General features: G+C 62.0%; 18 protein-coding genes and 1 other RNA gene. 9 read left to right on the plus strand and 10 right to left on the minus strand.

Translation table 11 applies throughout. The features are described from left to right. Nucleotides 1-5: 5 nt before the first annotated feature. Nucleotides 6-1,187, minus strand: coding sequence for a glutamine-hydrolyzing carbamoyl-phosphate synthase small subunit (gene carA / locus R5R73_RS17525; protein ID WP_322528188.1), 1,182 nt, complete (start codon nt 1,185-1,187; stop codon nt 6-8). Nucleotides 1,188-1,512: 325 nt separating this feature from the next. Continuing rightward, nucleotides 1,513-2,322 (minus strand): 4-hydroxy-tetrahydrodipicolinate reductase, encoded by an 810-nt coding sequence (dapB, locus tag R5R73_RS17530; RefSeq protein ID WP_322528189.1) that lies wholly within the window; start codon nt 2,320-2,322, stop codon nt 1,513-1,515. 318 nt (nt 2,323-2,640) lie between these two features. Between dapB and R5R73_RS17535 the strand changes: the two genes are divergently transcribed. After that, a complete protein-coding gene (locus R5R73_RS17535) occupies nt 2,641-4,299 on the plus strand; it encodes an OFA family MFS transporter (protein ID WP_071230949.1) in 1,659 nt (552 codons plus the stop codon). 55 nt (nt 4,300-4,354) lie between these two features. Here the strand turns inward: R5R73_RS17535 and R5R73_RS17540 are convergent, their stop codons facing one another. Continuing rightward, the gene (locus tag R5R73_RS17540; protein WP_071230950.1) at nt 4,355-5,434 is read right to left on the minus strand and encodes a substrate-binding domain-containing protein; all 1,080 of its coding nucleotides are present in this window, start codon (nt 5,432-5,434) and stop codon (nt 4,355-4,357) included. 197 nt (nt 5,435-5,631) lie between these two features. Between R5R73_RS17540 and R5R73_RS17545 the strand changes: the two genes are divergently transcribed. From R5R73_RS17545 to R5R73_RS17560, 4 genes are read left to right on the plus strand one after another with little or no spacing between them, the layout of a single operon-like run. Next, nucleotides 5,632-6,138 (plus strand): formate dehydrogenase subunit gamma, encoded by a 507-nt coding sequence (locus tag R5R73_RS17545; RefSeq protein WP_071230951.1) that lies wholly within the window; start codon nt 5,632-5,634, stop codon nt 6,136-6,138. Continuing rightward, nucleotides 6,138-7,694, plus strand: coding sequence for a formate dehydrogenase beta subunit (locus R5R73_RS17550; RefSeq protein WP_071230952.1), 1,557 nt, complete (start codon nt 6,138-6,140; stop codon nt 7,692-7,694). The genes R5R73_RS17545 and R5R73_RS17550 overlap by 1 nt, the downstream gene beginning before the upstream one ends. Before the next feature lie 2 nt (nt 7,695-7,696). After that, complete coding sequence (gene fdhF, locus R5R73_RS17555) at nt 7,697-10,591, plus strand: formate dehydrogenase subunit alpha (RefSeq protein WP_322528190.1); 2,895 nt, start codon at nt 7,697-7,699, stop codon at nt 10,589-10,591. Between the two features lie 55 nt (nt 10,592-10,646). Continuing rightward, nucleotides 10,647-10,925, plus strand: coding sequence for a formate dehydrogenase subunit delta (locus tag R5R73_RS17560; RefSeq protein WP_322528191.1), 279 nt, complete (start codon nt 10,647-10,649; stop codon nt 10,923-10,925). On the opposite strand, the gene R5R73_RS17565 is transcribed toward R5R73_RS17560, so the two are convergent. The 4 genes from R5R73_RS17565 to grpE all read right to left on the minus strand — a co-directional run bounded on the left by R5R73_RS17565 (nt 10,922) and on the right by grpE (nt 15,638). Continuing rightward, the gene (locus R5R73_RS17565; protein ID WP_322528192.1) at nt 10,922-11,542 is read right to left on the minus strand and encodes a LysE family translocator; all 621 of its coding nucleotides are present in this window, start codon (nt 11,540-11,542) and stop codon (nt 10,922-10,924) included. The two genes, R5R73_RS17560 and R5R73_RS17565, sit on opposite strands and share 4 nt — an antisense overlap. A 116-nt stretch (nt 11,543-11,658) precedes the next feature. Further along, a complete protein-coding gene (dnaJ, locus tag R5R73_RS17570) occupies nt 11,659-12,801 on the minus strand; it encodes a molecular chaperone DnaJ (RefSeq protein WP_071230955.1) in 1,143 nt (380 codons plus the stop codon). 95 nt (nt 12,802-12,896) lie between these two features. Then, entirely contained in the window at nt 12,897-14,837 is a 1,941-nt protein-coding gene (dnaK, locus tag R5R73_RS17575; protein WP_071230956.1) for a molecular chaperone DnaK, read from the minus strand. Nucleotides 14,838-15,005: 168 nt separating this feature from the next. Beyond that, complete coding sequence (gene grpE, locus R5R73_RS17580; RefSeq protein WP_322528193.1) at nt 15,006-15,638, minus strand: nucleotide exchange factor GrpE; 633 nt, start codon at nt 15,636-15,638, stop codon at nt 15,006-15,008. 231 nt (nt 15,639-15,869) lie between these two features. Here grpE and recN point away from each other — a divergent pair, with 231 nt between their 5' ends. Next, entirely contained in the window at nt 15,870-17,543 is a 1,674-nt protein-coding gene (gene recN, locus R5R73_RS17585; protein WP_322528194.1) for a DNA repair protein RecN, read from the plus strand. Between the two features lie 155 nt (nt 17,544-17,698). Here recN and fur read toward each other — a convergent pair whose 3' ends face one another. After that, a complete protein-coding gene (gene fur, locus R5R73_RS17590; RefSeq protein WP_071230959.1) occupies nt 17,699-18,148 on the minus strand; it encodes a ferric iron uptake transcriptional regulator in 450 nt (149 codons plus the stop codon). A 72-nt stretch (nt 18,149-18,220) separates the two neighbouring features. Between fur and R5R73_RS17595 the strand changes: the two genes are divergently transcribed. Beyond that, a complete protein-coding gene (locus R5R73_RS17595) occupies nt 18,221-18,643 on the plus strand; it encodes an outer membrane protein assembly factor BamE (protein ID WP_322528195.1) in 423 nt (140 codons plus the stop codon). Between the two features lie 32 nt (nt 18,644-18,675). Here the strand turns inward: R5R73_RS17595 and R5R73_RS17600 are convergent, their stop codons facing one another. Together R5R73_RS17600 and R5R73_RS17605 are read right to left on the minus strand one after the other, a co-directional pair. Next, complete coding sequence (locus R5R73_RS17600; protein ID WP_322528196.1) at nt 18,676-18,972, minus strand: RnfH family protein; 297 nt, start codon at nt 18,970-18,972, stop codon at nt 18,676-18,678. Nucleotides 18,973-18,983: 11 nt separating this feature from the next. Continuing rightward, entirely contained in the window at nt 18,984-19,418 is a 435-nt protein-coding gene (locus R5R73_RS17605) for a type II toxin-antitoxin system RatA family toxin (protein ID WP_071230962.1), read from the minus strand. 228 nt (nt 19,419-19,646) lie between these two features. Here R5R73_RS17605 and smpB point away from each other — a divergent pair, with 228 nt between their 5' ends. Then, entirely contained in the window at nt 19,647-20,126 is a 480-nt protein-coding gene (gene smpB / locus R5R73_RS17610; protein WP_071230963.1) for an SsrA-binding protein SmpB, read from the plus strand. Between the two features lie 83 nt (nt 20,127-20,209). After that, nucleotides 20,210-20,589, plus strand: a transfer-messenger RNA (tmRNA) gene (gene ssrA, locus R5R73_RS17615). Nucleotides 20,590-20,651 lie beyond the last annotated feature (62 nt).

Below are 20,651 nucleotides of genomic sequence, written 5' to 3' on the forward strand. Positions count from 1 at the left end.
CTGACTCAAGCGGCTTGCTGACGACGCTGCATCATCGTCACGAAGCGATCGAACAGCGGCGAGACATCCTGTGGCCCCGGGCTCGCTTCCGGATGACCCTGGAAGCTGAACGCCGGACGATCGGTCAGTTCGATGCCCTGCAGCGTGCCGTCGAACAGTGAACGATGAATGGCGCGCACGTTTCCGGGCAGGCTGGTTTCGTCCACCGCAAAGCCATGGTTCTGACTGGTGATCATCACTTGGCCGCTGTCGAGATCCTGGACCGGATGGTTGGCGCCATGGTGACCATGATTCATCTTCACCGTCCTGGCACCCGCGGCCAGCGCCAGCAGCTGATGACCCAGGCAGATACCGAAGACCGGGATATCCGTCTCGAGCACTTCCCGGATCGCGCTGATCGCGTAGTCGCAGGGCTCGGGGTCGCCCGGGCCGTTGGCCAGGAAGACACCGTCCGGGTTCATCGCCAGCACCTCGCTGGCCGGCGTCTGGGCCGGCACCACGGTCAGGCGGCAGCCGCGAGAGGCGAGCATGCGCAGGATGTTGTGCTTGATCCCGTAGTCGTAGGCGACCACGTGGTACCGGCGCGAGTCCTGGGCGCCATCTGAGGGACGCTCGCCGTCGGCGGTATCGGCGTAACCCTGGCCCAGCGTCCATTCGCCCTCAGTCCATTCATAGGTGGACTCGCACGAGACCTCCTTGGCCAGGTCCATCCCCTTGAGCCCCGGGAAGTCGCGAGCCGCCGCCAGCGCCCGCTCGACGGCGTCATCGCCTTGGGCGGCATCACCGGCCAGAATCGCACCATTCAGCGAACCCTTGTTGCGCAGAATGCGCGTCAGGCGGCGGGTATCAATGTCGGCGATGCCGACGACGTTCTGCGCGGTCAGATACTCGGAAAGCGACATCGTGCTGCGGAAATTGCTGGCGATCAGCGGCAAGTCCCGAATCACCAAACCGGCCGCACAGATGCGATCCGATTCGACGTCTTCGAGATTGACGCCGGTATTGCCAATATGCGGGTAGGTCAACGTAACGATCTGGCGGGTGTAGGAGGGATCGGTGAGGATTTCCTGATAACCGGTCATGGCGGTATTGAAGACCACCTCCCCGCTAGTTTGTCCATCAGCTCCGATCGCAGTACCGTAAAACACACTGCCGTCTTCGAGAGCCAGTATCGCGGGTCTGTTCAAGGCAACATCCTCCTTAACTGGTCATCAACACATTACGTCGAGGTCTAGCATCACGCCCCTGCTTCGTGCATTGGTCGAGCGAGCCGCCGCAAGGTCGTAAAAAAGCGGGACGAAATCCGGAAAACCGATTTCATCCCGCTTATTGTCCTGACTGCTGCATCATCTGCGGCGAATCTCTATTGCCTGCGGCTCTGGCCCGGCCAAATTGGCGAAATGATACCGGAAACCAACGCCCGGCTCCAGTACCGAACGCAATTCGACCCAATGATGCCTTGAACGGCGCTTCCCCGGCGCCCGGACGTTCGCACCTGGCCGTTCGATAACGCTACGCTTTCAATCCCAGCACGTCCTGCATGTCGTAACGTCCAGCGGCTCGCTCGGCCAGCCAGACTGCCGCCCTGACCGCGCCGTTGCCGAAGGTCAGGCGGCTCGAGGCCTTGTGGGTAATCTCGATGCGCTCGCCTTCGGCGGCAAACAGCACCGTATGCTCGCCGACGATATCGCCACCGCGCACCGTGGCAAAGCCGATCTCCTTGGGATCGCGGGGGCCGACCTGGCCGACGCGCTGGAACACGCCGTGGGTCTTCAGGTCCCGACCCAGCGGCTCGGCCACCGCCTCGCCCAGCATCAGCGCCGTGCCGGAGGGCGCATCAACCTTGTGACGATGATGCGCCTCGATGACTTCGATGTCGTAGCCGGCATCCCCCAGCGCCCTGGCCGCGGTCTTGAGCAGGTTTACTGTCAGGTTGATGCCCGTACTCATGTTGGCCGCGAACACCATCGGAAGCCGGTCGGCATGGCTGTCCAGCGTCTTCAGCTGGGCTTCGTCGAGCCCCGTCGTGCCGATCACGATCGCCTTGCCGTTGTCGGCGCACCAAGCGAGGTTGTCGAGGGTCAAGGCCGGGGTGGAAAAGTCGATCAGGACATCGAATTCCTCCCTGACTTCATCCAGCGATCCCCGCAAGGCGACGCCCAGCTTGCCGAGCCCAGCCATCTCACCGGCATCGCATCCGAGGAGCGAACTATCGGGACGCACGATCGCCGCTCCCAGTTGCGCGGCTTCGCTATTGTGCGTAGCTTCCAGCAAGATACGCCCCATCCGTCCGGCCGCTCCCATGATCGCAATCCGCGTCATGCTTTTCCCTCGTCGTTGGCTACGAATTGCGTAACAGCGCTACGCAAATGGCATCGTTAATCAACAGTATATCAAAGGGACACGCCATCATCGGGTGCCACCTGTCTCGCCTGCGGCAACCGCCAGTCAATTAGGAATGGTGAAGCATAATTATTTTCGCTAGTTGCCTTGGAACACTGCAATCCTGTTTCCTCCTCCTTGGCACACGACTCTGATAACAAGAATGCCAATTCATAGATAGCAACCTCTGGGCCGGCGTAGCACGCGCTTTCGGCATCACTGGAACAATAACGACACGACACCAGTAAGGGGATTCGGATGAATGGAATCGATCAGACCGTCCTGGAAAGCGGTGGCGGCAACCCCGCGGGGTTCTTTTCTCGCGAAAGAACGATAGCGGGACCTAACTTCAATCGCTGGCTGGTGCCCACGGCGGCTCTGGCGATCCATCTGTGTATCGGCATGGCCTATGGTTTTTCGGTGTTCTGGCTGCCGATGACCCATATCCTGGCGAATACCGACGCGGCGATGTGTGGCGACATCGGCTTTTTTCAGGCGCTTTTCACCACGACTTGTAACTGGACGGTGCCGCAGGTCACGCATATCTTCGAGACCTTCATTGCCATGCTGGGGATTTCGGCCGCCCTCTGGGGCGGCTGGCTGGAACACGCCGGTCCGCGCAAGGCCGGCTGCATCGCCGCGCTATGCTGGGGCGGCGGCCTGATCGTTGGCGGCATCGGCGTGATGATGCACCAGTTGTGGCTGGTTTATCTGGGCGCAGGCGTTCTCGGCGGTATCGGCCAGGGGCTGGGCTACATCACGCCGGTATCCACGCTGATCAAGTGGTTCCCGGATCGCCGTGGCATGGCCACTGGCTTTGCCATCATGGGTTACGGCGGTGGCGCAATGGTCGGCGCTCCGCTAGCGGTACTGCTGATGGGTCATTTCAGCGGCACCGACGGCACCGGCGTCGCCATGACCCTGATCGTGCTGGGGGCACTCTATATGGTCGTCATGGCTTCCGGCGCCATCGGCTTCCGTGTTCCGCCCAATGGCTGGAAACCGGAAGGCTGGACGCCGCCAGAAGAAGATCACGGCAGCGGCATGATTACCCGCCGTCATGTCCACCTCGACCGGGCCTGGAAGACCAGGCAGTTCTGGCTGATCTGGGGCGTGCTGTTTCTGAACGTGACCGCCGGCATTGCGGTCATCTCCATGGCCAGCCCGATGCTGCAGGATGTCTTCGGCGGCGCGCTGGTGGGTATTCAGGACACAGCCGCGGGACTGACGGATGCGCAGAAAGCCGCCGTCGTGGCAGCCGCTGCCGGCCTGGTGGGCCTGATCAGCCTGTTCAACAGTATCGGCCGTCTTTTCTGGGCCTCCCTGTCGGACAAGATCGGCCGCAAGAACACCTACTACACGTTCTTCGTTCTCGGCATCATCGTCTATTGCCTGCTCCCCACCTGGGGGCATCTGGGCATGCCGGCGATGTTCGTCATTTCCATCTGCATCATTCTGAGCATGTATGGCGGCGGCTTTGCCACGGTGCCGGCGTATCTGGCCGATATCTTCGGTACGCAGATGGTGGGCGCCATTCACGGCCGTCTACTGACGGCGTGGTCGGCGGCAGGGATCGTGGGGCCACTGATCATCGCCGCTCTGCGTGAAGCCCAGCTCAACGCCGGTCTGGCCCCCAGCCAAGTGTATGACCGCACCCTCTATATCATGGCCGGCCTGCTGTTTCTGGGTTTGATCTGCAACGCCCTGGTACGACCGGTAAAGGAGTCGGATCAAATGACCGACGAGGAAGTGGAGCACGAGCGTTCTCTGCAGCACGACAGCAGCCTCCCCGGCAATGCGCAAACCGCGGCGCGGGGCAACTTCGGTATCGGTGGCATACTGGCCTGGCTGGGCGTGGGCGTGCCCTTCCTGATCGGGCTGTATATCGCGCTGGCCAAAGCGGCAGCGCTCTTTTGAGAAAGACGGCAACGCTGTCCGGGAGGAAGCCGGGCGCCTTGGCAGCGCCCGGCCGTCAATGCCGATCGCTGTCGAGCAACTCGGCAAAGGTGCAGATCTCGCCGCAGCGGTCCGGCGCATAGCCCGGCAGCTTATCGATCTCCGCTAGAAATTGCGGCGAGGTCATCAGCGAAAGCAGTTGACGGATGTTTTGCTGCTGGAGGCGCTCCTCGCGACATACCAGCAGGTAATGTTCAGTGGTCAGATCGAGGAATTCGAGACCGAACTGAGCGGCAGCAGCCTTGACGCCAAACCCGGCATCGGCCATCCCGGCGGCAACGTAGGCGGCCACCGCAGTGTGGGTGAATTCCTCGTGCTGGGCGCCACGGATCTGACGCTCGGTGATGCCATGCTCATCGAGCAGCAGGTTGAACAGGATACGCGTTCCCGAGCGCCGGTTGCGGTTGATGAAGCGGATGTCTGGCCTGGTGAGCTCCTCCAGCCCGATGATTGCCTCGCGAATGTCGCTGCGAACGATCAGCCCCTGCTTGCGAGTCACGAAACGGATCACCCGCAGATTCTTGAGATCGAGCTGCTGCTTGTAAATTTCCATGATCTGTTTCGCCAACCGCGGGCAGGCCGGAAAGTGGAAGCTGGCCAGGTCGGACTCGCCCGAGGCCAGCGCGCTCAAGGCATCCGCCGGATTGGTGTATTGCAGATCCAGTTCGACCCAATCGGAAAACTTCGGCAGCAATGCCACCGCATAGCCGTGACTGGCGTGAAGATGCAGCACGGGATGGGCGCCGGCAAGCAGTTGTTGGAGCTGGATGTTGAGCTCGGAAGCCATGCTGTCGATCTGCGGGCCCAGGCGCGCCTTGATCCGCTGCTCGGACCACAGCAGCTTTTCTCCAAGCGGCGACAGCTGAGTACCGTGCCCCTTGCGCATCACCACTAGTGGCAAGCCGAAGAAATCGTTGCCGCGCTTGAAGAGGTTCCAGGCATGCCGATAGGAAATTCCCGCCTGCTCTGCAGCCAGAGTCAGCTTCCCGCTATCGCGCACGCTCTTGAGCAGGCAAAAGAGAACGGGATCGAGTAGCTCGCCGGTATCGGTCTTGAAGTGCCATACCGGAGATATTTGCAGCTTTCTTTTATGCATCGTTTTTCATATTCAGGAGGCTTTTCAAGCGTGCTACTTTCAACAAAAAGCCTATTGAGGCGATGACAATTAAGCAAGCTCGTTCATAAATTGCTCCGGCACAGTCGCCCAGTGACACGCGCACGACGCAACCGGCGATTCACGCTGGCCCTGGGCAATGTTTCCCTGACTGACAATAAACAGATGAGAGCCTAGCCATGACGCCTTCCGGCACACGCCAGCCGCAGGCATGGACCCACGAATCACTTCAGCGAGAAGTCGATGCGCTGAAGGAAAAGCCCGGGGCCATGCTGCCGATACTTCATGCTATCCAGGATCGCTTCGGTTACATACCCGACGCCGCCGTACCGATCATCGCTGAAACGTTGCGCCATACTCGCGCCGAGGTTCATGGCATCATCAGTTTCTATCATCACTTTCGCCGACACCCGGCGGGCAGCCATGTCATACAGGTGTGTCGTGCCGAAGCCTGTCAGGCCGTGGGTAGCCGCCAGCTCGAGGCCCATGTCAAGGCGCGGCTGGGGGCGGATTACCACCAGACCAGTCGTGACAAAGAATTCACCCTCGAGCCGGTATATTGCCTGGGCAACTGCGCTTGCGGCCCGTCCATCCGCGTGGATGACGATATCCATGGCCGGGTCACCGCCGAAAAGTTCGACCACCTAGTGGAACGGCTCACTACCTCGGTCCTGGAGGTGCAGTGATGACCGTGACGGTTTACGTGCCCAGCGACACCACCGCCTTGGCCATGGGCGCCGACGACGTGGCCGCACTGATCGAGCAGCAGGCGAGGAATCGCCAGCTGGATATCGAGCTGATCCGCAACGGTTCCCGCGGCCTGTTCTGGCTGGAACCGATGGTCGAGATCGAAACGGTAGAAGGCCGTGTGGCCTATGGCCCGGTGGAGCCGGCCGATGTGGCCGGCCTGGTCGAATCGGGGCTGTTCGACGGCAAGCTGGAACACCCGCTGGCTCAGGGGCTGACCGATGAAATCCCCTACCTGAAGAGCCAGCAACGCCTGACCTTCTCGCGCATCGGCATCACGGATCCGCTCTCTCTCGACGACTACCGGACCCATCGCGGTTTCGCCGGGCTGGAAAAGGCCCTCGAGATGGAAACCCAGGCCATTATCGATGAAGTGAAGAATGCCGGCCTGCGCGGACGCGGCGGCGCCGCCTTTCCCACCGGGATCAAGTGGCAGACCGTTCACGACGAGCCGGCCGGCCAGAAATACATCGTCTGCAATGCAGACGAGGGCGACTCCGGCACGTTCGCCGACCGCCTGGTGATGGAATGCGATCCCTATCTGCTGATCGAAGGCATGACCATTGCCGGGCTGGCCGTTGGCGCGACCCAGGGCTATGTCTACCTGCGCTCGGAATATCCGCTCGCCCATCGTATCTTCAACGACGCGCTCGAGCGCGCTTACCAGGCCGCCTACCTGGGCAACGACATTCTCGGCACCGGCAAGCACTTCGACCTGGAAGTCCGACTCGGCGCCGGTGCCTACATCTGCGGCGAGGAGACCTCGTTGCTGGACAGTCTCGAGGGCAAGCGCGGCATGGTCCGCGCCAAGCCACCGCTTCCCGCGATCAAGGGCCTGTTCGGTCGCCCCACCGTGGTCAACAACGTACTGACTCTGGCCGCCATCCCGTTCATTCTCGATCGGGGCGCACAAACCTATGCGGATTACGGCATGGGCAAGTCGCGCGGCACGCTGGCGCTGCAGCTGGCGGGTAATGTCAGGCGCGGCGGCCTGGTGGAGCTGGCTTTCGGCACCACCTTGCGGGAACTGATGGAAGATTTCGGCGGCGGCACCCTGAGCGGCCAGCCACTGAAGGCCGTGCAGGTCGGTGGCCCGCTGGGCGCCTATCTACCCGCGAGCCAGTGGGATACGCCGATCGACTACGAAGGCTTCGCCGCGTTCGGCGGCGTTGTGGGCCATGGCGGCGTGGTGATGTTCGACGACAGTGTCGACATGGGCGAGCAGGCCCGCTTTGCCATGGAGTTCTGCAGCGTCGAGTCCTGCGGCAAGTGCACGCCGTGTCGAATCGGCGCTGTGCGCGGCGTGGAGGTCATCGACCGTATCCGCGCCGGCGACGATGCCAAAGCCAATCTCGCGCTGCTCGCCGATCTGTGCGAAACCATGGTCGACGGTTCGCTCTGCGCCATGGGCGGCATGACCCCGTTCCCCGTCCAGAGCGTGATGAAGCACTTCCCCGATGATCTGACACTGCGACAAGCCGAAGGCGGGAGGTAGTCATGCTGCAGCATTTCGATCCGAGACAGCTCGATCCGGGACAGTTCGATCCTAGACGGTTCGACCGCGATCTGGGCACGCCGGCCCGGCTATCGGCAACACAGGTCGAGCTGACCATCGACGGCCAAGCCGTCACCGTGCCGGAGGGTACCTCGGTGATGCGTGCCGCCGCACTGGCCGGCATCACCATCCCTAAACTGTGCGCCACGGACAATCTGGAAGCCTTCGGCTCCTGCCGCCTGTGCGCGGTGCAGATCGAGGGCCGGCGCGGCTATCCGGCCTCATGTACCACGCCGGTCACCGAAGGCATGGCGGTCACCACCCAGAACGGCAAACTCGCCAAGCTGCGCCGCAACGTCATGGAGCTCTACATCTCCGATCACCCGCTGGATTGCCTGACCTGCCCCGCCAATGGCGACTGCGAGCTACAGGACATGGCCGGCGCGGTGGGCCTGCGAGAGGTGCGCTATGGCTTCGATGGCGCCAACCACCTGGATGCGGAAACCGACGACTCCAACCCGTACTTCAGCTTCGATCCCAGCAAGTGCATCGTCTGCTCCCGCTGCGTGCGGGCCTGCGAGGAAGTCCAGGGCACCTTTGCGCTGACCATCGACGGGCGCGGCTTCGATTCCAAGATTGTCGCCGGCCAGCACGAGCCATTCATGGACTCCGAATGCGTTTCCTGTGGCGCCTGCGTTCAGGCCTGCCCCACCTCGACGCTGATGGAAAAGAGCGTAATCGACCAGGGCGTGCCGGAGCACAGCGTGATCACCACCTGCGCCTACTGCGGCGTGGGCTGCTCGTTCGAGGCCCAGATGAAAGGCAACCAGCTGGTGCGGATGGTGCCGTACAAGGGTGGTGACGCGAACCACGGCCATTCCTGCGTGAAGGGTCGCTTCGCGTTCGGTTATGCCACCCACAAGGATCGCATCAAGGCGCCGATGATTCGCGAATCCATCGACCAGGCCTGGCGTACCGTGTCCTGGCAAGAGGCTATCGAGTTTTCTGCCAAGCGCCTGAAAGAGATACAGGCGAAGTACGGCCGCGAGAGCATTGGCGGAATCACCTCGTCCCGCTGCACCAACGAGGAGACCTATCTGGTCCAGAAGCTGATCCGCGCCGGATTCGGCAACAACAACACCGACACCTGTGCCCGAGTCTGCCATTCGCCCACCGGATTCGGCTTGAAAACCACCTTGGGCGAGTCTGCCGGCACCCAGACATTCGACTCGGTAATGAAGGCGGACACCATTCTGGTGATCGGCGCCAACCCGACCGATGCTCACCCGGTATTCGCCTCGCAAATGCGCCGTCGGCTGCGCCAGGGTGCCACATTGATCGTCGCCGATCCGCGCCGCATCGATCTGCTCAAAACGCCCCATGGCGGCAAGACAATGCATCTGGCCCTGAAGCCAGGCACCAACGTGGCGCTGGTCAACGCACTGGCCCATGTGGTAGTCACCGAAGGCCTGGAAGATCACGATTTCATCACCCGGCGCTGCGAGCCCGAAGCCTACCAGCAGTGGCGCGCATTCATCAGCGAACAGCGCAACGCGCCGGAAGCGCTGGAGGCCGAGACCGGCGTCCCGGCAGCTCAAATACGCGAAGCTGCCCGCGCTTACGCCACCGCTGGCAATGGCGCGATCTACTACGGCCTGGGCGTTACCGAGCACAGCCAGGGATCCACCATGGTCATGGGGATCGCCAACCTGGCCATGGCCACCGGCAATCTCGGCCGTGAAGGCGTAGGCGTCAACCCGCTGCGCGGCCAGAACAACGTGCAGGGTTCCTGCGACATGGGCTCGTTCCCCCACGAGCTGCCGGGCTACCAGCATGTGGCCGACCCTGCGGTACGTGGAAAGTTCGAAGCGATCTGGCACACCAGGATCGACGACGAACCGGGGCTGCGCATCCCCAACATGTTCGATGCCGCCATCAGCGGCACCTTCAAGGGGCTTTACGTTCAGGGCGAGGATATCGCCCAGTCCGACCCCAACACCCAGCACGTGGAAGCGGCGCTGTCCGCACTGGACTGCCTGATCGTGCAGGACATCTTCCTCAACGAGACGGCCAAGTACGCCCATGTGCTGCTGCCCGGTTCCACCTTCCTGGAGAAGGACGGCACCTTCACCAACGCCGAACGTCGCATCAACCGGGTGCGCAAGGTGATGCCGCCGCTGGCCGGGAAAGAAGACTGGGAAGTCACACAGGATCTGTCCAACGCCCTGGGCTACCCAATGAACTACAGCCATCCCTCGGGCATCATGGACGAGATCGCCCAGCTCACGCCGACGTTTACCGGGGTCAGTTACAAGAAACTGGACGAGCTGGGCAGCATCCAGTGGCCTTGCAACGACGCGCACCCGGAGGGAACGCCAACCATGCACGAGCGGGACTTTCCTATCGACAAGGGCCACTTCGCCATCACCGAGTACGTGGCCACCGAGGAACGTGCCAGCCGCCGCTATCCGCTGCTGCTCACTACCGGCCGGATTCTCAGCCAGTACAACGTGGGTGCCCAAACCCGGCGTACCCAGAACAGCCTGTGGCACCATGAAGACGTGCTGGAGATCCATCCTTCGGATGCCGAGGTTCGCGGCCTGCGCGACGGCGACTGGCTGGGCATCAGCAGCCGCGTCGGGCGCACGGTACTGCGCTGCCGTGTCAGCGATCGCATGGCGCCGGGCGTGGTTTACACCACCTTCCACCATCCGGGCAGCGGCGCCAACGTGATCACCACCGACAACTCCGACTGGGCCACCAACTGTCCGGAATACAAGGTGACGGCGGTGCAGGTGGAAAAGGTCTCCCAGCCCTCGTCCTGGCAGCGGCATTTCCAGCGGTTCGACGAACGTCAGCAGGGTTATCTGGAATCCGCCGAGGCGGCGCTCAAATGAGCGCCGTCGGCCACTCTTTCGACCTCAGGGAGCTCGCAAGATGAGCGATTCGAGCATGAATGATTCAGGTCATGGCGGGCCAACCACGCCGCTGATCAAGATGATCAATCAGATCAGCGCCAACAATCTGCACCATGGTGATGACGCCCAGGCGGCCGATCTGGTCGCCGCGCACCTCAAGAAATTCTGGGCACGCAGCATGAAGCGCCAGATCATCGACTATGCCGACACGGATGGCGGCGAGTTGAGCCCGGTATCGCGTCTCGCGATCGCTCGGCTGAAGACCATGTCATCGACCGTCAAGGACTGGGAGGAGACCTCCGACGCGGGCTAGCGGCTGGCGTGGATCAGGGTATTGACGCCCAGACCGCCCAGCACACCGCCACCGAGCCGCTGCAGCCAGCGCGAACCGCCGCGGCGGTCGGCGGTGAGCCATCGTCGCAGCGGTGCGGCCAGTAGTACGGTAACGACGTCGGCGGAGGAGAAGATCAGGTTGGTGACCACGCCCAGGCAGAGCAGCTGCCAGGTCATGGCGAGATCGGCCTGGGGCTGCACGAACTGCGGCAGGAAGGCGACGAAGAACAGCGCGGTCTTGGGATTGAGCACCTCGACCAGGAAACTGTCACGCAGCACTCGCCGTGCGGAGGCGCGTGATTCGAGCTGCGGCGCCTCGCCCAGGCCCTGACGCCACAGCCGTACGCCCGCCCAGAGCAGATAAATCCCGCCAATCACCTTCATCGCCACGTAGGCCAGTGGCACCGCCGCGAACAGCGCCGCCAGTCCCAGCGTCGCCGCCACCACATGCACATAGCAGCCAAGATGCACGCCCAACACCGCCTGCCAGCCCGCCCGGCGGCCCCGCCCCAACGTCTGTGCTGCGGTGTACAGCATCGCCGGCCCGGGCAGATAAGCGAAACCGAGCGCGGCTAGAACGAAGGTCAGCAGGTCCATGCAAGCATTTCCGAGCGAGAGGGTGTGACTTTGAGCCTAACGCGAGCTTGTATAAAAACGAAGCCCGGCCCGGCAATACCGGACTGGGCCCGTATCAAAACGCCGGTTCTGGAGCGTTACGGCTTCATATCCTCGAAGAAGCGCTTCACGCCGTCGAACCAGCCCTCTTTCTTGGGCGAGTGGCGGCTGGCGCTACCCAGGCTGTCCTGGAACTTGCGCAGCAGGTCTTTCTGCTCTTCGTTGAGATTGACCGGGGTCTCGGTCACCACCTTGCAGAGAAGATCGCCGGCCGGGCCGCCGCGCACGGGCTTGACGCCCTTGCCGCGTAGCCGGAACAGCTTGCCGGTCTGGGTTTCGGGCGGGATCTTGAGCTTGACCCGGCCTTCCAGCGTCGGCACTTCCAGTTCGCCACCCAGCGCCGCGTCGACGAAGTTGATCGGCACTTCGCAGTGCAGGTGCCGGCCGTCGCGCTCGAAGATCGGGTGTGCCTTGATCTCGACCTGGACGTAGAGATCGCCCGCAGGTCCACCGTTGAGCCCGGATTCGCCCTCGGCGTTGAGCCGAATGCGGTCGCCGGTATCGACCCCCGCCGGAATCTTCACCGACAGCGTGCGCGTCTCGCGGACGCGGCCTTCGCCATGACACTTGCGGCACGGCACCTTGATGCTCTGGCCGCTGCCATGACAGGTCGGACAGGTCTGCTGCACGGCAAAGAAACCCTGCTGCATCCGTACCTGGCCCTGGCCGTGGCAGGTCGGGCAGGTCTCCTTGCTGGAACCCGGTTCGGCGCCGCTGCCGTCGCAGTGCCCGCACTCGACGTGGCGCGGCACACGGATATCGACAGTCGTGCCGAACACCGCGTTCTCGAGATCGAGTTCGAGGTTGTAGCGAAGGTCGCTGCCGCGCTGCGGCGCGTTCGGATTGCGACGCCCACCGCCGCCACCGAAGATATCGCCGAACACGTCGCCGAAGATATCGCTGAAGCCACCAGCGCCGGCACCGCCGAAGCCTCCGCCGAACCCGCCGCCTTGGCCGTCGACGCCGGCATGACCGAACTGATCGTAGGCCGCGCGCTTCTGGTCGTCGGAGAGCACTTCGTAGGCATCGGAGACCTCGCGAAACTTCTCCGCTGCCTGCTGGTCGTCCGGATTGCGGTCCGGGTGGTACTTCTGCGCCAGCCGACGATAGGCCTTCTTGATGTCCTTGCCGTCGGCGCTCTTGTCGACGCCCAATACTTCGTAATAGTCACGTTGGGACATTACTGAGTCCGCCTCCGTGTCGGCGCCGTGCAAACAGCAACGCGGGAGTTCTGGCTCCCGCGCTACTGCCGATCACACGGCGTCAGACGTCGTGGTTATTGCTTTTTCTGATCGTCGTTGACTTCTTCGAACTCGGCGTCAACCACGTCATCCTCTTTCTTACCGCTGGACTGGGCATCGTCGCCAGGCTGTCCGGCCTGCGCGCCAGCACCTTCGCCCTGCTCGGCGTACATCTTCTGAGCCAGATTGCCGGAGGCTTCGGTCAAGGCATCCAGCTTGGCCTGGATGGCATCCTTGTCATCGCCCTTGAGCGCTTCCTCGAGCTCGCTGATTGCGGTCTCGATCTTGCTCTTCTCCTCGGCATCGACCTTGTCGCCGGCTTCTTCGAGCGTCTTGCGCGACGCATGGATCATGCCGTCGGCCTGGTTGCGCAGTTGGACCAGCTCTTCGAACTTCTTGTCCTCGGCTTCGTGCGCTTCGGCATCCTTGACCATCTGGTCGATCTCTTCGTCCGAGAGACCGCCGGAGGACTTGATCACGATCGACTGTTCCTTGCCAGTCGCCTTGTCCTTGGCCGTGATGTGGAGGATACCGTTGGCGTCCAGGTCGAACGCGACCTCGATCTGCGGCACGCCGCGCGGCGCCGGCGGAATGTCAGCCAGATCGAAACGACCCAGCGACTTGTTCTGCGCCGCCTGCTTGCGCTCGCCCTGCAGCGCGTGAATGGTCACGGCCGTCTGGTTGTCCTCGGCGGTCGAGAACGTTTGCGTCTTCTTGGTCGGGATCGTGGTGTTCTTCTCGATCAGCGGGGTCATCACGCCGCCCAGCGTCTCGATACCCAGCGTCAACGGCGTGACGTCGAGCAGCAGCACGTCCTTCACGTCACCGCCGAGCACGCCACCCTGAATCGCGGCGCCCATGGCCACGGCTTCGTCCGGGTTGACGTCCTTGCGCGCTTCCTTGCCGAAGAATTCCGCGACTTTCTGCTGAACCAGCGGCATGCGGGTCTGACCACCGACCAGGATCACGTCGTGGATCTCGCTGTTGGAGAGACCAGCGTCTTCCATGGCGGTCTTACAGGGCCCGAGCGAACGCTGGACCAGATCCTCGACCAGCGATTCCAGCTTGGCGCGAGTGACCTTGATCGCCAAATGCTTGGGACCGGTGTTGTCAGCCGTGATGTACGGCAGGTTGACTTCGGTCTGCTGCGCGGAAGAGAGCTCGATCTTGGCCTTCTCGGCAGCTTCCTTCAGGCGCTGCATGGCCAGGCTGTCGCCGGACAGATCGATACCGGAGTCGCTCTTGAACTGCTGCACCAGATAGTCGATCAGCTTGAGGTCGAAGTCTTCGCCGCCGAGGAAGGTGTCGCCGTTGGTCGCCAGTACTTCGAACTGCTTCTCGCCGTCGACATCGGCCACTTCGATGATCGAGATATCGAAAGTACCGCCACCCAGGTCGTAGACCGCGATGGTGCGATCACCGGTGGAGCGATCCATGCCGTAGGCCAGTGCGGCAGCCGTCGGCTCGTTGATGATGCGCTTGACCTCGAGACCGGCGATACGGCCCGCGTCCTTGGTCGCCTGGCGCTGAGAGTCGTTGAAGTAGGCCGGAACGGTGATGACCGCTTCGGTCACTTCCTCGCCGAGATAGTCTTCGGCGGTCTTCTTCATCTTCTTCAGCACTTCGGCGCTGACCTGCGGCGGCGCCAGCTTGTTGTCGTTGACCTTGACCCAGGCATCGCCGTTATCGGCTTCGACGATCTCGTAAGGCACCATCTTGATGTCTTTCTGGACGACGTCGTCCTTGAACTTGCGGCCAACCAGACGCTTGATGGCGTAGAGCGTGTTTTTGGGGTTGGTGACCGCCTGACGCTTGGCCGCCTGACCGACCAGCGTTTCGCCGTCTTCGGTGTAAGCGATGATGGAAGGCGTCGTGCGGCCGCCTTCGGCGTTTTCGATCACGCGGGTCTTGTCACCATCGAGTACGGCGACACAGGAGTTGGTCGTACCCAGGTCAATGCCAATGATGCGTCCCATAATTCCTCACCTCATAACTATTCGTTGACGACTGAATTCGTTTTGATGACGGCGCTTTGCTGCGCGATTGACTGCTATGTGGGGGCTGCTACGCGCCTTTCAAGTCCTTGCTCGGCGATTCCGATATGGCATCGCCTCGCACCGATGGCAGCTCTCCGGCCTGTTGTCTCAGCCTGCTGCTTTGCTGACCACCACCATCGCCGGCCGGATCAATCGACCGTTCAGGGTGTATCCCTTCTGCATGACGTCCATCACGGTGTTGGGCTCCAGCTCCGGATTGGGAACCATGGTCATGGCTTCGTGGAACTGCGGATCGAACGGCTCGCCCTGGGGATCGAGCTGCTCGACACCGAACTTGCTCAGCGCGTCGAGCTGCATCCTGAGCGTCATCGAGACGCCTTCGCGGTGCGTTTCGTCGACCTCCTGCATGCTTTCCAGCCCTTTCTCCAGGCTGTCGACGACCGGGAGCAGTTCCTTGACGAACTTCTCAAGCGCGAACTTCTTTGCCTTGTCGGCGTCCTGCTCTGCCCGACGGCGAGCGTTCTGGGCCTCGGCAGCGGCGCGCATCGACTGATCCTTGGCCTCCGCCAGCGCCTGCTCGAGCTCCTCGACTCTGGCCGCCAGCACTTCGGCTTCGGGATTGGCCTGGCCTTCGATGTCATCCGCCTCGTGCTCGAGCGATTCCGAGAACTGCTCCAGGTCACCGTCCAATGCCTCATTGGTGGTCTGCTGCTGCGGTTCACCGTCGCGTTCGGCGCGCTCGAGTTCTTCGTCTACGGGATTCTGCGGATCTCTAGCCATGAGTCTCTCCTGGCAAGGTGTTGTGACAATTGTTCGACAAGCGTGATTCGGCAAGCGTCGGAGTTGTCTGCCTATATGGGGCTATCGATTCAGATCTCAAGCGCCGACCGCATAGCGGATCACAGGAGCCATTGAAGGGGTTTTTGGACTACTGTATAAACAACCAGACCGTCAGTGATCACACCTCAACAACCAGACACCGTATGGCCGCCATCGACCTCGGGAGGCAGCATGCTGATCCAACTCGCCATTCGTGACTTCGCTATCGTCGACGCTCTGGACCTGGAGTTTCAGGCCGGCATGACCGCCATCACCGGCGAGACTGGCGCCGGTAAATCGATCCTGCTCGGGGCGCTGGGGCTTTGCCTGGGAGAGCGCGCCGACGCCGGCGGCGTTCGCCATGGTGCCGACCGTGCCGATCTGAGCGCCCGCTTCGATATCACCGCGCGGGAAGACGCCAAGGCCTGGCTGGCGGCGCGGGAGCTCGCCACGGACGACTGCCTGCTGCGACGCGTCGTCACCGCCAGCGGACGCTCCAAGGCGTGGATCAACGGCCAGCCCTGTACCATCGCGGATCTGCGCGAACTCGGCGAATGCCTGATCGACGTGCATAGCCAGCATGCGCACCAGGCGCTGCTCAACGAGGACACGCACCGCCGCCTGCTCGACGATGCGGCAGGTCACAACAAGGCGGTGGCCGAGCTCGGCGAGCTGCACCGTCAATGGCACGCATTGCGCCGACAGTATCGCGAGCGCAGCGTGAACGACGAGGAACGTCAGGCCAAGCGCCAGTTGCTGCGCTATCAGGTCGAGGAGCTCGATCAGCTCGACCTGCAGGCCGACGAGCTGGGGAGCCTGGAACAGGAGCAGGAGACGCTGGCGCATCTCGAGGAGAGCCTGCGCGAGGCGCAGTTCGCCGCCGACAGCTGCGATCACGACGAGAGCGGCGCGCTGACTCTCTTGTCCCAGGCTACCCAGCGGCTATCCCGGGTGCCCGGCAGCGACCGCGGCAGCCTGTCCGAGGCCCTGGTGATGCTGAACGATGCACAGATCCAGCTCGAGGAGGCCGCTCGCGAGCTCCATTATTATGTCGAGTCGACCGAGCTCGACCCGCAGCGCCTGGCCTGGGTCGACGAACGGCTCGGCGAGATTCATCGTATCGCCCGCAAGCATCACGTCATGCCGGAAGAGTTGCACGACCTGCACCGCCGGCTGAGCGGCGAGCTGGAAGCGCTCGATAGCGGCGACGACGATCTCGAAACGCTGAGAGCCAGGCTCGACGACCTGCGCCAGCAGTACCGCGACGCCGCCAAGCAGATCAGCGAATCACGCCAGCGCACCGCCACGGCTTTCGCCCAGCAGGTTCAGGAGCAACTGGCGTTCCTGGGCATGGACAAGGCTCGCTTCGCCGTCGATGTCACGCCGCTGGAAACACCCCAGCCCCACGGCCTGGATCGGGTCAGTCTGCAGATCAGCGCCAACCCGGGGCAGCCCCCGCGCCCTCTGGCCAAGGTGGCGTCCGGCGGCGAGCTCTCGCGCGTCAGTCTGGCGATCCAGGTCGTGGCCGCGAGTCACAGCACGCTGGCAACGCTGGTCTTCGATGAGGTCGATGTCGGCATCTCCGGCGCGACCGCCGAAATCGTCGGCCAGTTGCTGCGCCGGCTGGGGAGCGATGCCCAGGTCATGACCGTGACTCACCTGCCGCAAGTCGCCGCGCAGGCGCATCAGCACCTGCATATCGAAAAGCGCTCCAGCGACAACGAGACCCGGACTCAAATGTTCCAGCTCGACGATGCCGGGCGGGTCCGCGAACTGGCGCGAATGCTGGGCGGAGTGAAGCTTTCCAACCAGACCTTGGCTCACGCGCGCGAAATGCTGGCGGCCAGCCAAGGCTCAACGCATTGACTCGCACGTTGCGAGCCACACGCCGCTCCGTCAGGCACTGATTCGACCCGGTATCGGCGGCAGCCCGGACACCAACCCGAACATGGGCTTGTACAGACACCCAAACGAAAAACGCCGACCCTCGGGTCGGCGTCTTGCAATACGGTCTGCCAGTCTTACTTCTTGATGCCATCCTGGCGCGTGGCCTTGGAGCCGCGGGGGCGAACATAAAGCACCAGCGCGTGCTCGACCAGTTCGTAACCGTGTTCCTCGACGATCTCGCGCTGACGACGCTCGATCTCTTCGTCATAGAACTCGACGATCTCTCCCGACTCCAGATCCACCATATGATCATGGTGCTCTTCCTGGGACATCTCGAAAACCGCATGACCGCCGTCGAAGTTATGTCGCACGACCAGCCCAGCCGCCTCGAATTGCGTCAAGACACGGTATACCGTGGCCAGTCCGACATCTTCACCCGACTCCAGCAGCGCCTTGTAGACGTCCTCTGCACTCATATGGAGTTCTTCTTCCATGCGAGTCGCTTCGAGGATTTGCAGAATCTTGACGCGCGGCAGCGTGACCTTCAGGCCTGCCTTACGCAATTCTTGGTTTTCGTCGGCCATGGTCGCTCTTCGCAGTAGCGTCTTGTGTCGGGTATGATCAATCCACGCAACGATAGTGAAAGACGGACTCAAATGCAAAAACTGATCAGCACGGTCGTACTCCTCCTCGCAGTCTTTCTCGTCGCAGGCTGCAGCTACTTGGGCGTCTACAAGAGGGACATCCCGCAAGGCAATCTCATCACCCAGGATATGGTGTCGCAACTGCACACCGGCATGAGCCGTGAACAGGTCGCCTACATCATGGGTACGCCTCTGATGGAAGCCCCGTTCTCGTCGGATCAGTGGGACTACGTCTTCTACCTCGACGAAGCCTACGGCGGCACCGTGCAGAAACGCCTGACGCTGACGTTCCAGAACGACCAACTGACCGATATCGCCAAGTCCGGCGATATGGATTCGGACGTCGAACTGAACCAGGACGGCGGCCCCGGGCCGGCAGTCGAAGGAGCCGGCGAAGGCGCACCGGTACCGCAGATCGGCCCTAGCGGCATCTGAAGCGCTGACGATTCCCGGCAATGAATGGGCGGCTAGCGTGAAGTCACGCTGGCTGCCCGTTCGCGTCTTGCCTGCTTGGGATCGATCTCGAGCGGCCGGTAGACTTCGATCCGTTCTCCCTCGAGCGGTGAATAGTCTTCCGGTGCTCGCAGGCGCTCGCCAAATATGCCCAGCGGTGCCGTCGCGAAGTCGAAGCCTGCCCATGCCGGGTGTCTGGTCGGCAAGTCGGCGAGCATGACTGCTTGCCTGGCGGACATATCGGGCTCGAGCGAGAGCCGCACGATGATCTGATGTTCCGGTGTCGCGAACGCGACTTCGACATTCGTCATCAGATTGCCTCCTAACGCCCGTAGATCTGATCGGCACGCCGCGTGAAGGCGTCGACGAGCTGGCCCGCCACCTGCTGGAACAACCGGCCAAACGCCATGCCCAGCAGACGATTGCTGAACTCGAAACTCATTTCGAGCTCTATCTTGCAGGCATCCTCTCCCATCGCACGGAAGTACCAGCAGCCGCTCAGCCGCTTGAAGGGGCCATCGACGAGCGACAGATCGATGCGTTCGGGACGCTCGAGATCGTTGCGGGTCGTCACGCTCTGCTCCACACCGCCTTTGGCCAGGGTCATTCGACCGACCAGGTAGTCCTCTCCCTGCTCGACGACGCTGGCTCGCCGGCATCCGGGCAGAAACTCGGGATAGCGTTCGAAATCATTGACCAGTTCAAACATCTGTTCCGGTGTATGCCGAACGAATGCAGACCGATTCACATTGGGCATAGAGGTCTCCACTGATTTATCGCCCCGACATGCGTATCATGGGGCACCGTTTTCGATGCTTGAATGGTATCACGGCTGCCCTCATAACCAGGCTTCACACGATACTCGCCAATGCCGCTCTCTGGCGTCTGGCGTCTGGCGTCATGAAGCGCAGAACGCGGCGTGCCAGAGTGCAGCCATTCATCATACCGCCCGAGGGCATACCGGATATCGCCGTAAAGAGGTGTCATGGGTAAGAAAAAAGGCAACGCGCCAAGCAGCAATACGATCGCCCAGAACAAGAAGGCTCGGTTCGAGTATCACATCGACGAAACCTTCGAAGCCGGCCTGGCACTGGCAGGCTGGGAGGTCAAGAGTCTGCGCGCCGGCAAGGCTCAACTGACCGACACCTACATTCTGGTCAAGAATGGGGAGGCCTGGTTGCTGGGTAGCCATATCATGCCGCTCAACACGGCGAGCACCCACGTTCTGGCGGACCCGACCAGGACACGCAAACTGCTTTTGCATCGCAAGGAGATTGCCAAGATCTTCTCGAAGACGCAGGAAAAGGGCCACACCTGCGTGCCGCTCAAGCTCTACTGGAAGCAGAACCTGGTCAAATGCGAACTGGCCCTGGTACGCGGCAAGCAACTTCACGACAAGCGTGCCACCGAGAAAGAGCGCGACTGGAATCGCGAAAAGGCACGGGTCATGCGAGATCACGCTTGAGCATGATATTTACCCTGAATGTTCGAGATTGCACTTGATATGGCGTGGGCTCGCCACCATCTGGTAGAATGAAAGAGTTGTACGGGGGCGACATGGCTTCGACGCCGGTGACAATCCCTGAGGTGCATGCCGAGAGCGTAACGTATCTCGTAAATCCAACGTTGCAATTGAATAGTCGCAAACGACGAAAACTACGCTCAGGGCGCACTGGCAGCGTAAAAACTGCTAGTTGTTAGCCTGGCCCCAAAGCGATGTGCCCATTCATCGCGGCGGGGATACGAGCTAAAGCTGATGGGACCGCGGATGTCAGCGCTCTCCTGACATTCGTTAAACCTTAGAGAGATCGCAAGGTGCCATCCTGCCCGTCGGAGTGCACTGCGTTAAATCAAAAGACGGAACTAAGCATGTAGAGCTGATGGGCGAGTGCCGGCGGACGGGGGTTCAATTCCCCCCGCCTCCACCAAACATGAAAAAGCACCCGATCGGGTGCTTTTTTTGTGCTTGTGTTTCCAGATGCCAGCTGGC

Origin of the sequence: Salinicola sp. LHM (assembly GCF_034479735.1) — a bacterium.
GTDB lineage: Bacteria > Pseudomonadota > Gammaproteobacteria > Pseudomonadales > Halomonadaceae > Salinicola > Salinicola salarius.

Excerpts from the sequence above, each read along its gene's own strand:
- dapB (WP_322528189.1), bottom strand. The coding sequence starts at position 2,322 with ATGACGCGGATTGCGATCATGGGAGCGGCCGGACGGATGGGGCGTATC.
- R5R73_RS17535 (WP_071230949.1), top strand. The coding sequence starts at position 2,641 with ATGAATGGAATCGATCAGACCGTCCTGGAAAGCGGTGGCGGCAACCCC.
- R5R73_RS17540 (WP_071230950.1), bottom strand. The coding sequence starts at position 5,434 with ATGCATAAAAGAAAGCTGCAAATATCTCCGGTATGGCACTTCAAGACC.
- R5R73_RS17545 (WP_071230951.1), top strand. The coding sequence starts at position 5,632 with ATGACGCCTTCCGGCACACGCCAGCCGCAGGCATGGACCCACGAATCA.
- R5R73_RS17550 (WP_071230952.1), top strand. The coding sequence starts at position 6,138 with ATGACCGTGACGGTTTACGTGCCCAGCGACACCACCGCCTTGGCCATG.
- fdhF (WP_322528190.1), top strand. The coding sequence starts at position 7,697 with ATGCTGCAGCATTTCGATCCGAGACAGCTCGATCCGGGACAGTTCGAT.
- R5R73_RS17560 (WP_322528191.1), top strand. The coding sequence starts at position 10,647 with ATGAATGATTCAGGTCATGGCGGGCCAACCACGCCGCTGATCAAGATG.
- R5R73_RS17565 (WP_322528192.1), bottom strand. The coding sequence starts at position 11,542 with ATGGACCTGCTGACCTTCGTTCTAGCCGCGCTCGGTTTCGCTTATCTG.
- dnaJ (WP_071230955.1), bottom strand. The coding sequence starts at position 12,801 with ATGTCCCAACGTGACTATTACGAAGTATTGGGCGTCGACAAGAGCGCC.
- dnaK (WP_071230956.1), bottom strand. The coding sequence starts at position 14,837 with ATGGGACGCATCATTGGCATTGACCTGGGTACGACCAACTCCTGTGTC.
- grpE (WP_322528193.1), bottom strand. The coding sequence starts at position 15,638 with ATGGCTAGAGATCCGCAGAATCCCGTAGACGAAGAACTCGAGCGCGCC.
- recN (WP_322528194.1), top strand. The coding sequence starts at position 15,870 with ATGCTGATCCAACTCGCCATTCGTGACTTCGCTATCGTCGACGCTCTG.
- fur (WP_071230959.1), bottom strand. The coding sequence starts at position 18,148 with ATGGCCGACGAAAACCAAGAATTGCGTAAGGCAGGCCTGAAGGTCACG.
- R5R73_RS17595 (WP_322528195.1), top strand. The coding sequence starts at position 18,221 with ATGCAAAAACTGATCAGCACGGTCGTACTCCTCCTCGCAGTCTTTCTC.
- R5R73_RS17600 (WP_322528196.1), bottom strand. The coding sequence starts at position 18,972 with ATGACGAATGTCGAAGTCGCGTTCGCGACACCGGAACATCAGATCATC.
- R5R73_RS17605 (WP_071230962.1), bottom strand. The coding sequence starts at position 19,418 with ATGCCCAATGTGAATCGGTCTGCATTCGTTCGGCATACACCGGAACAG.
- smpB (WP_071230963.1), top strand. The coding sequence starts at position 19,647 with ATGGGTAAGAAAAAAGGCAACGCGCCAAGCAGCAATACGATCGCCCAG.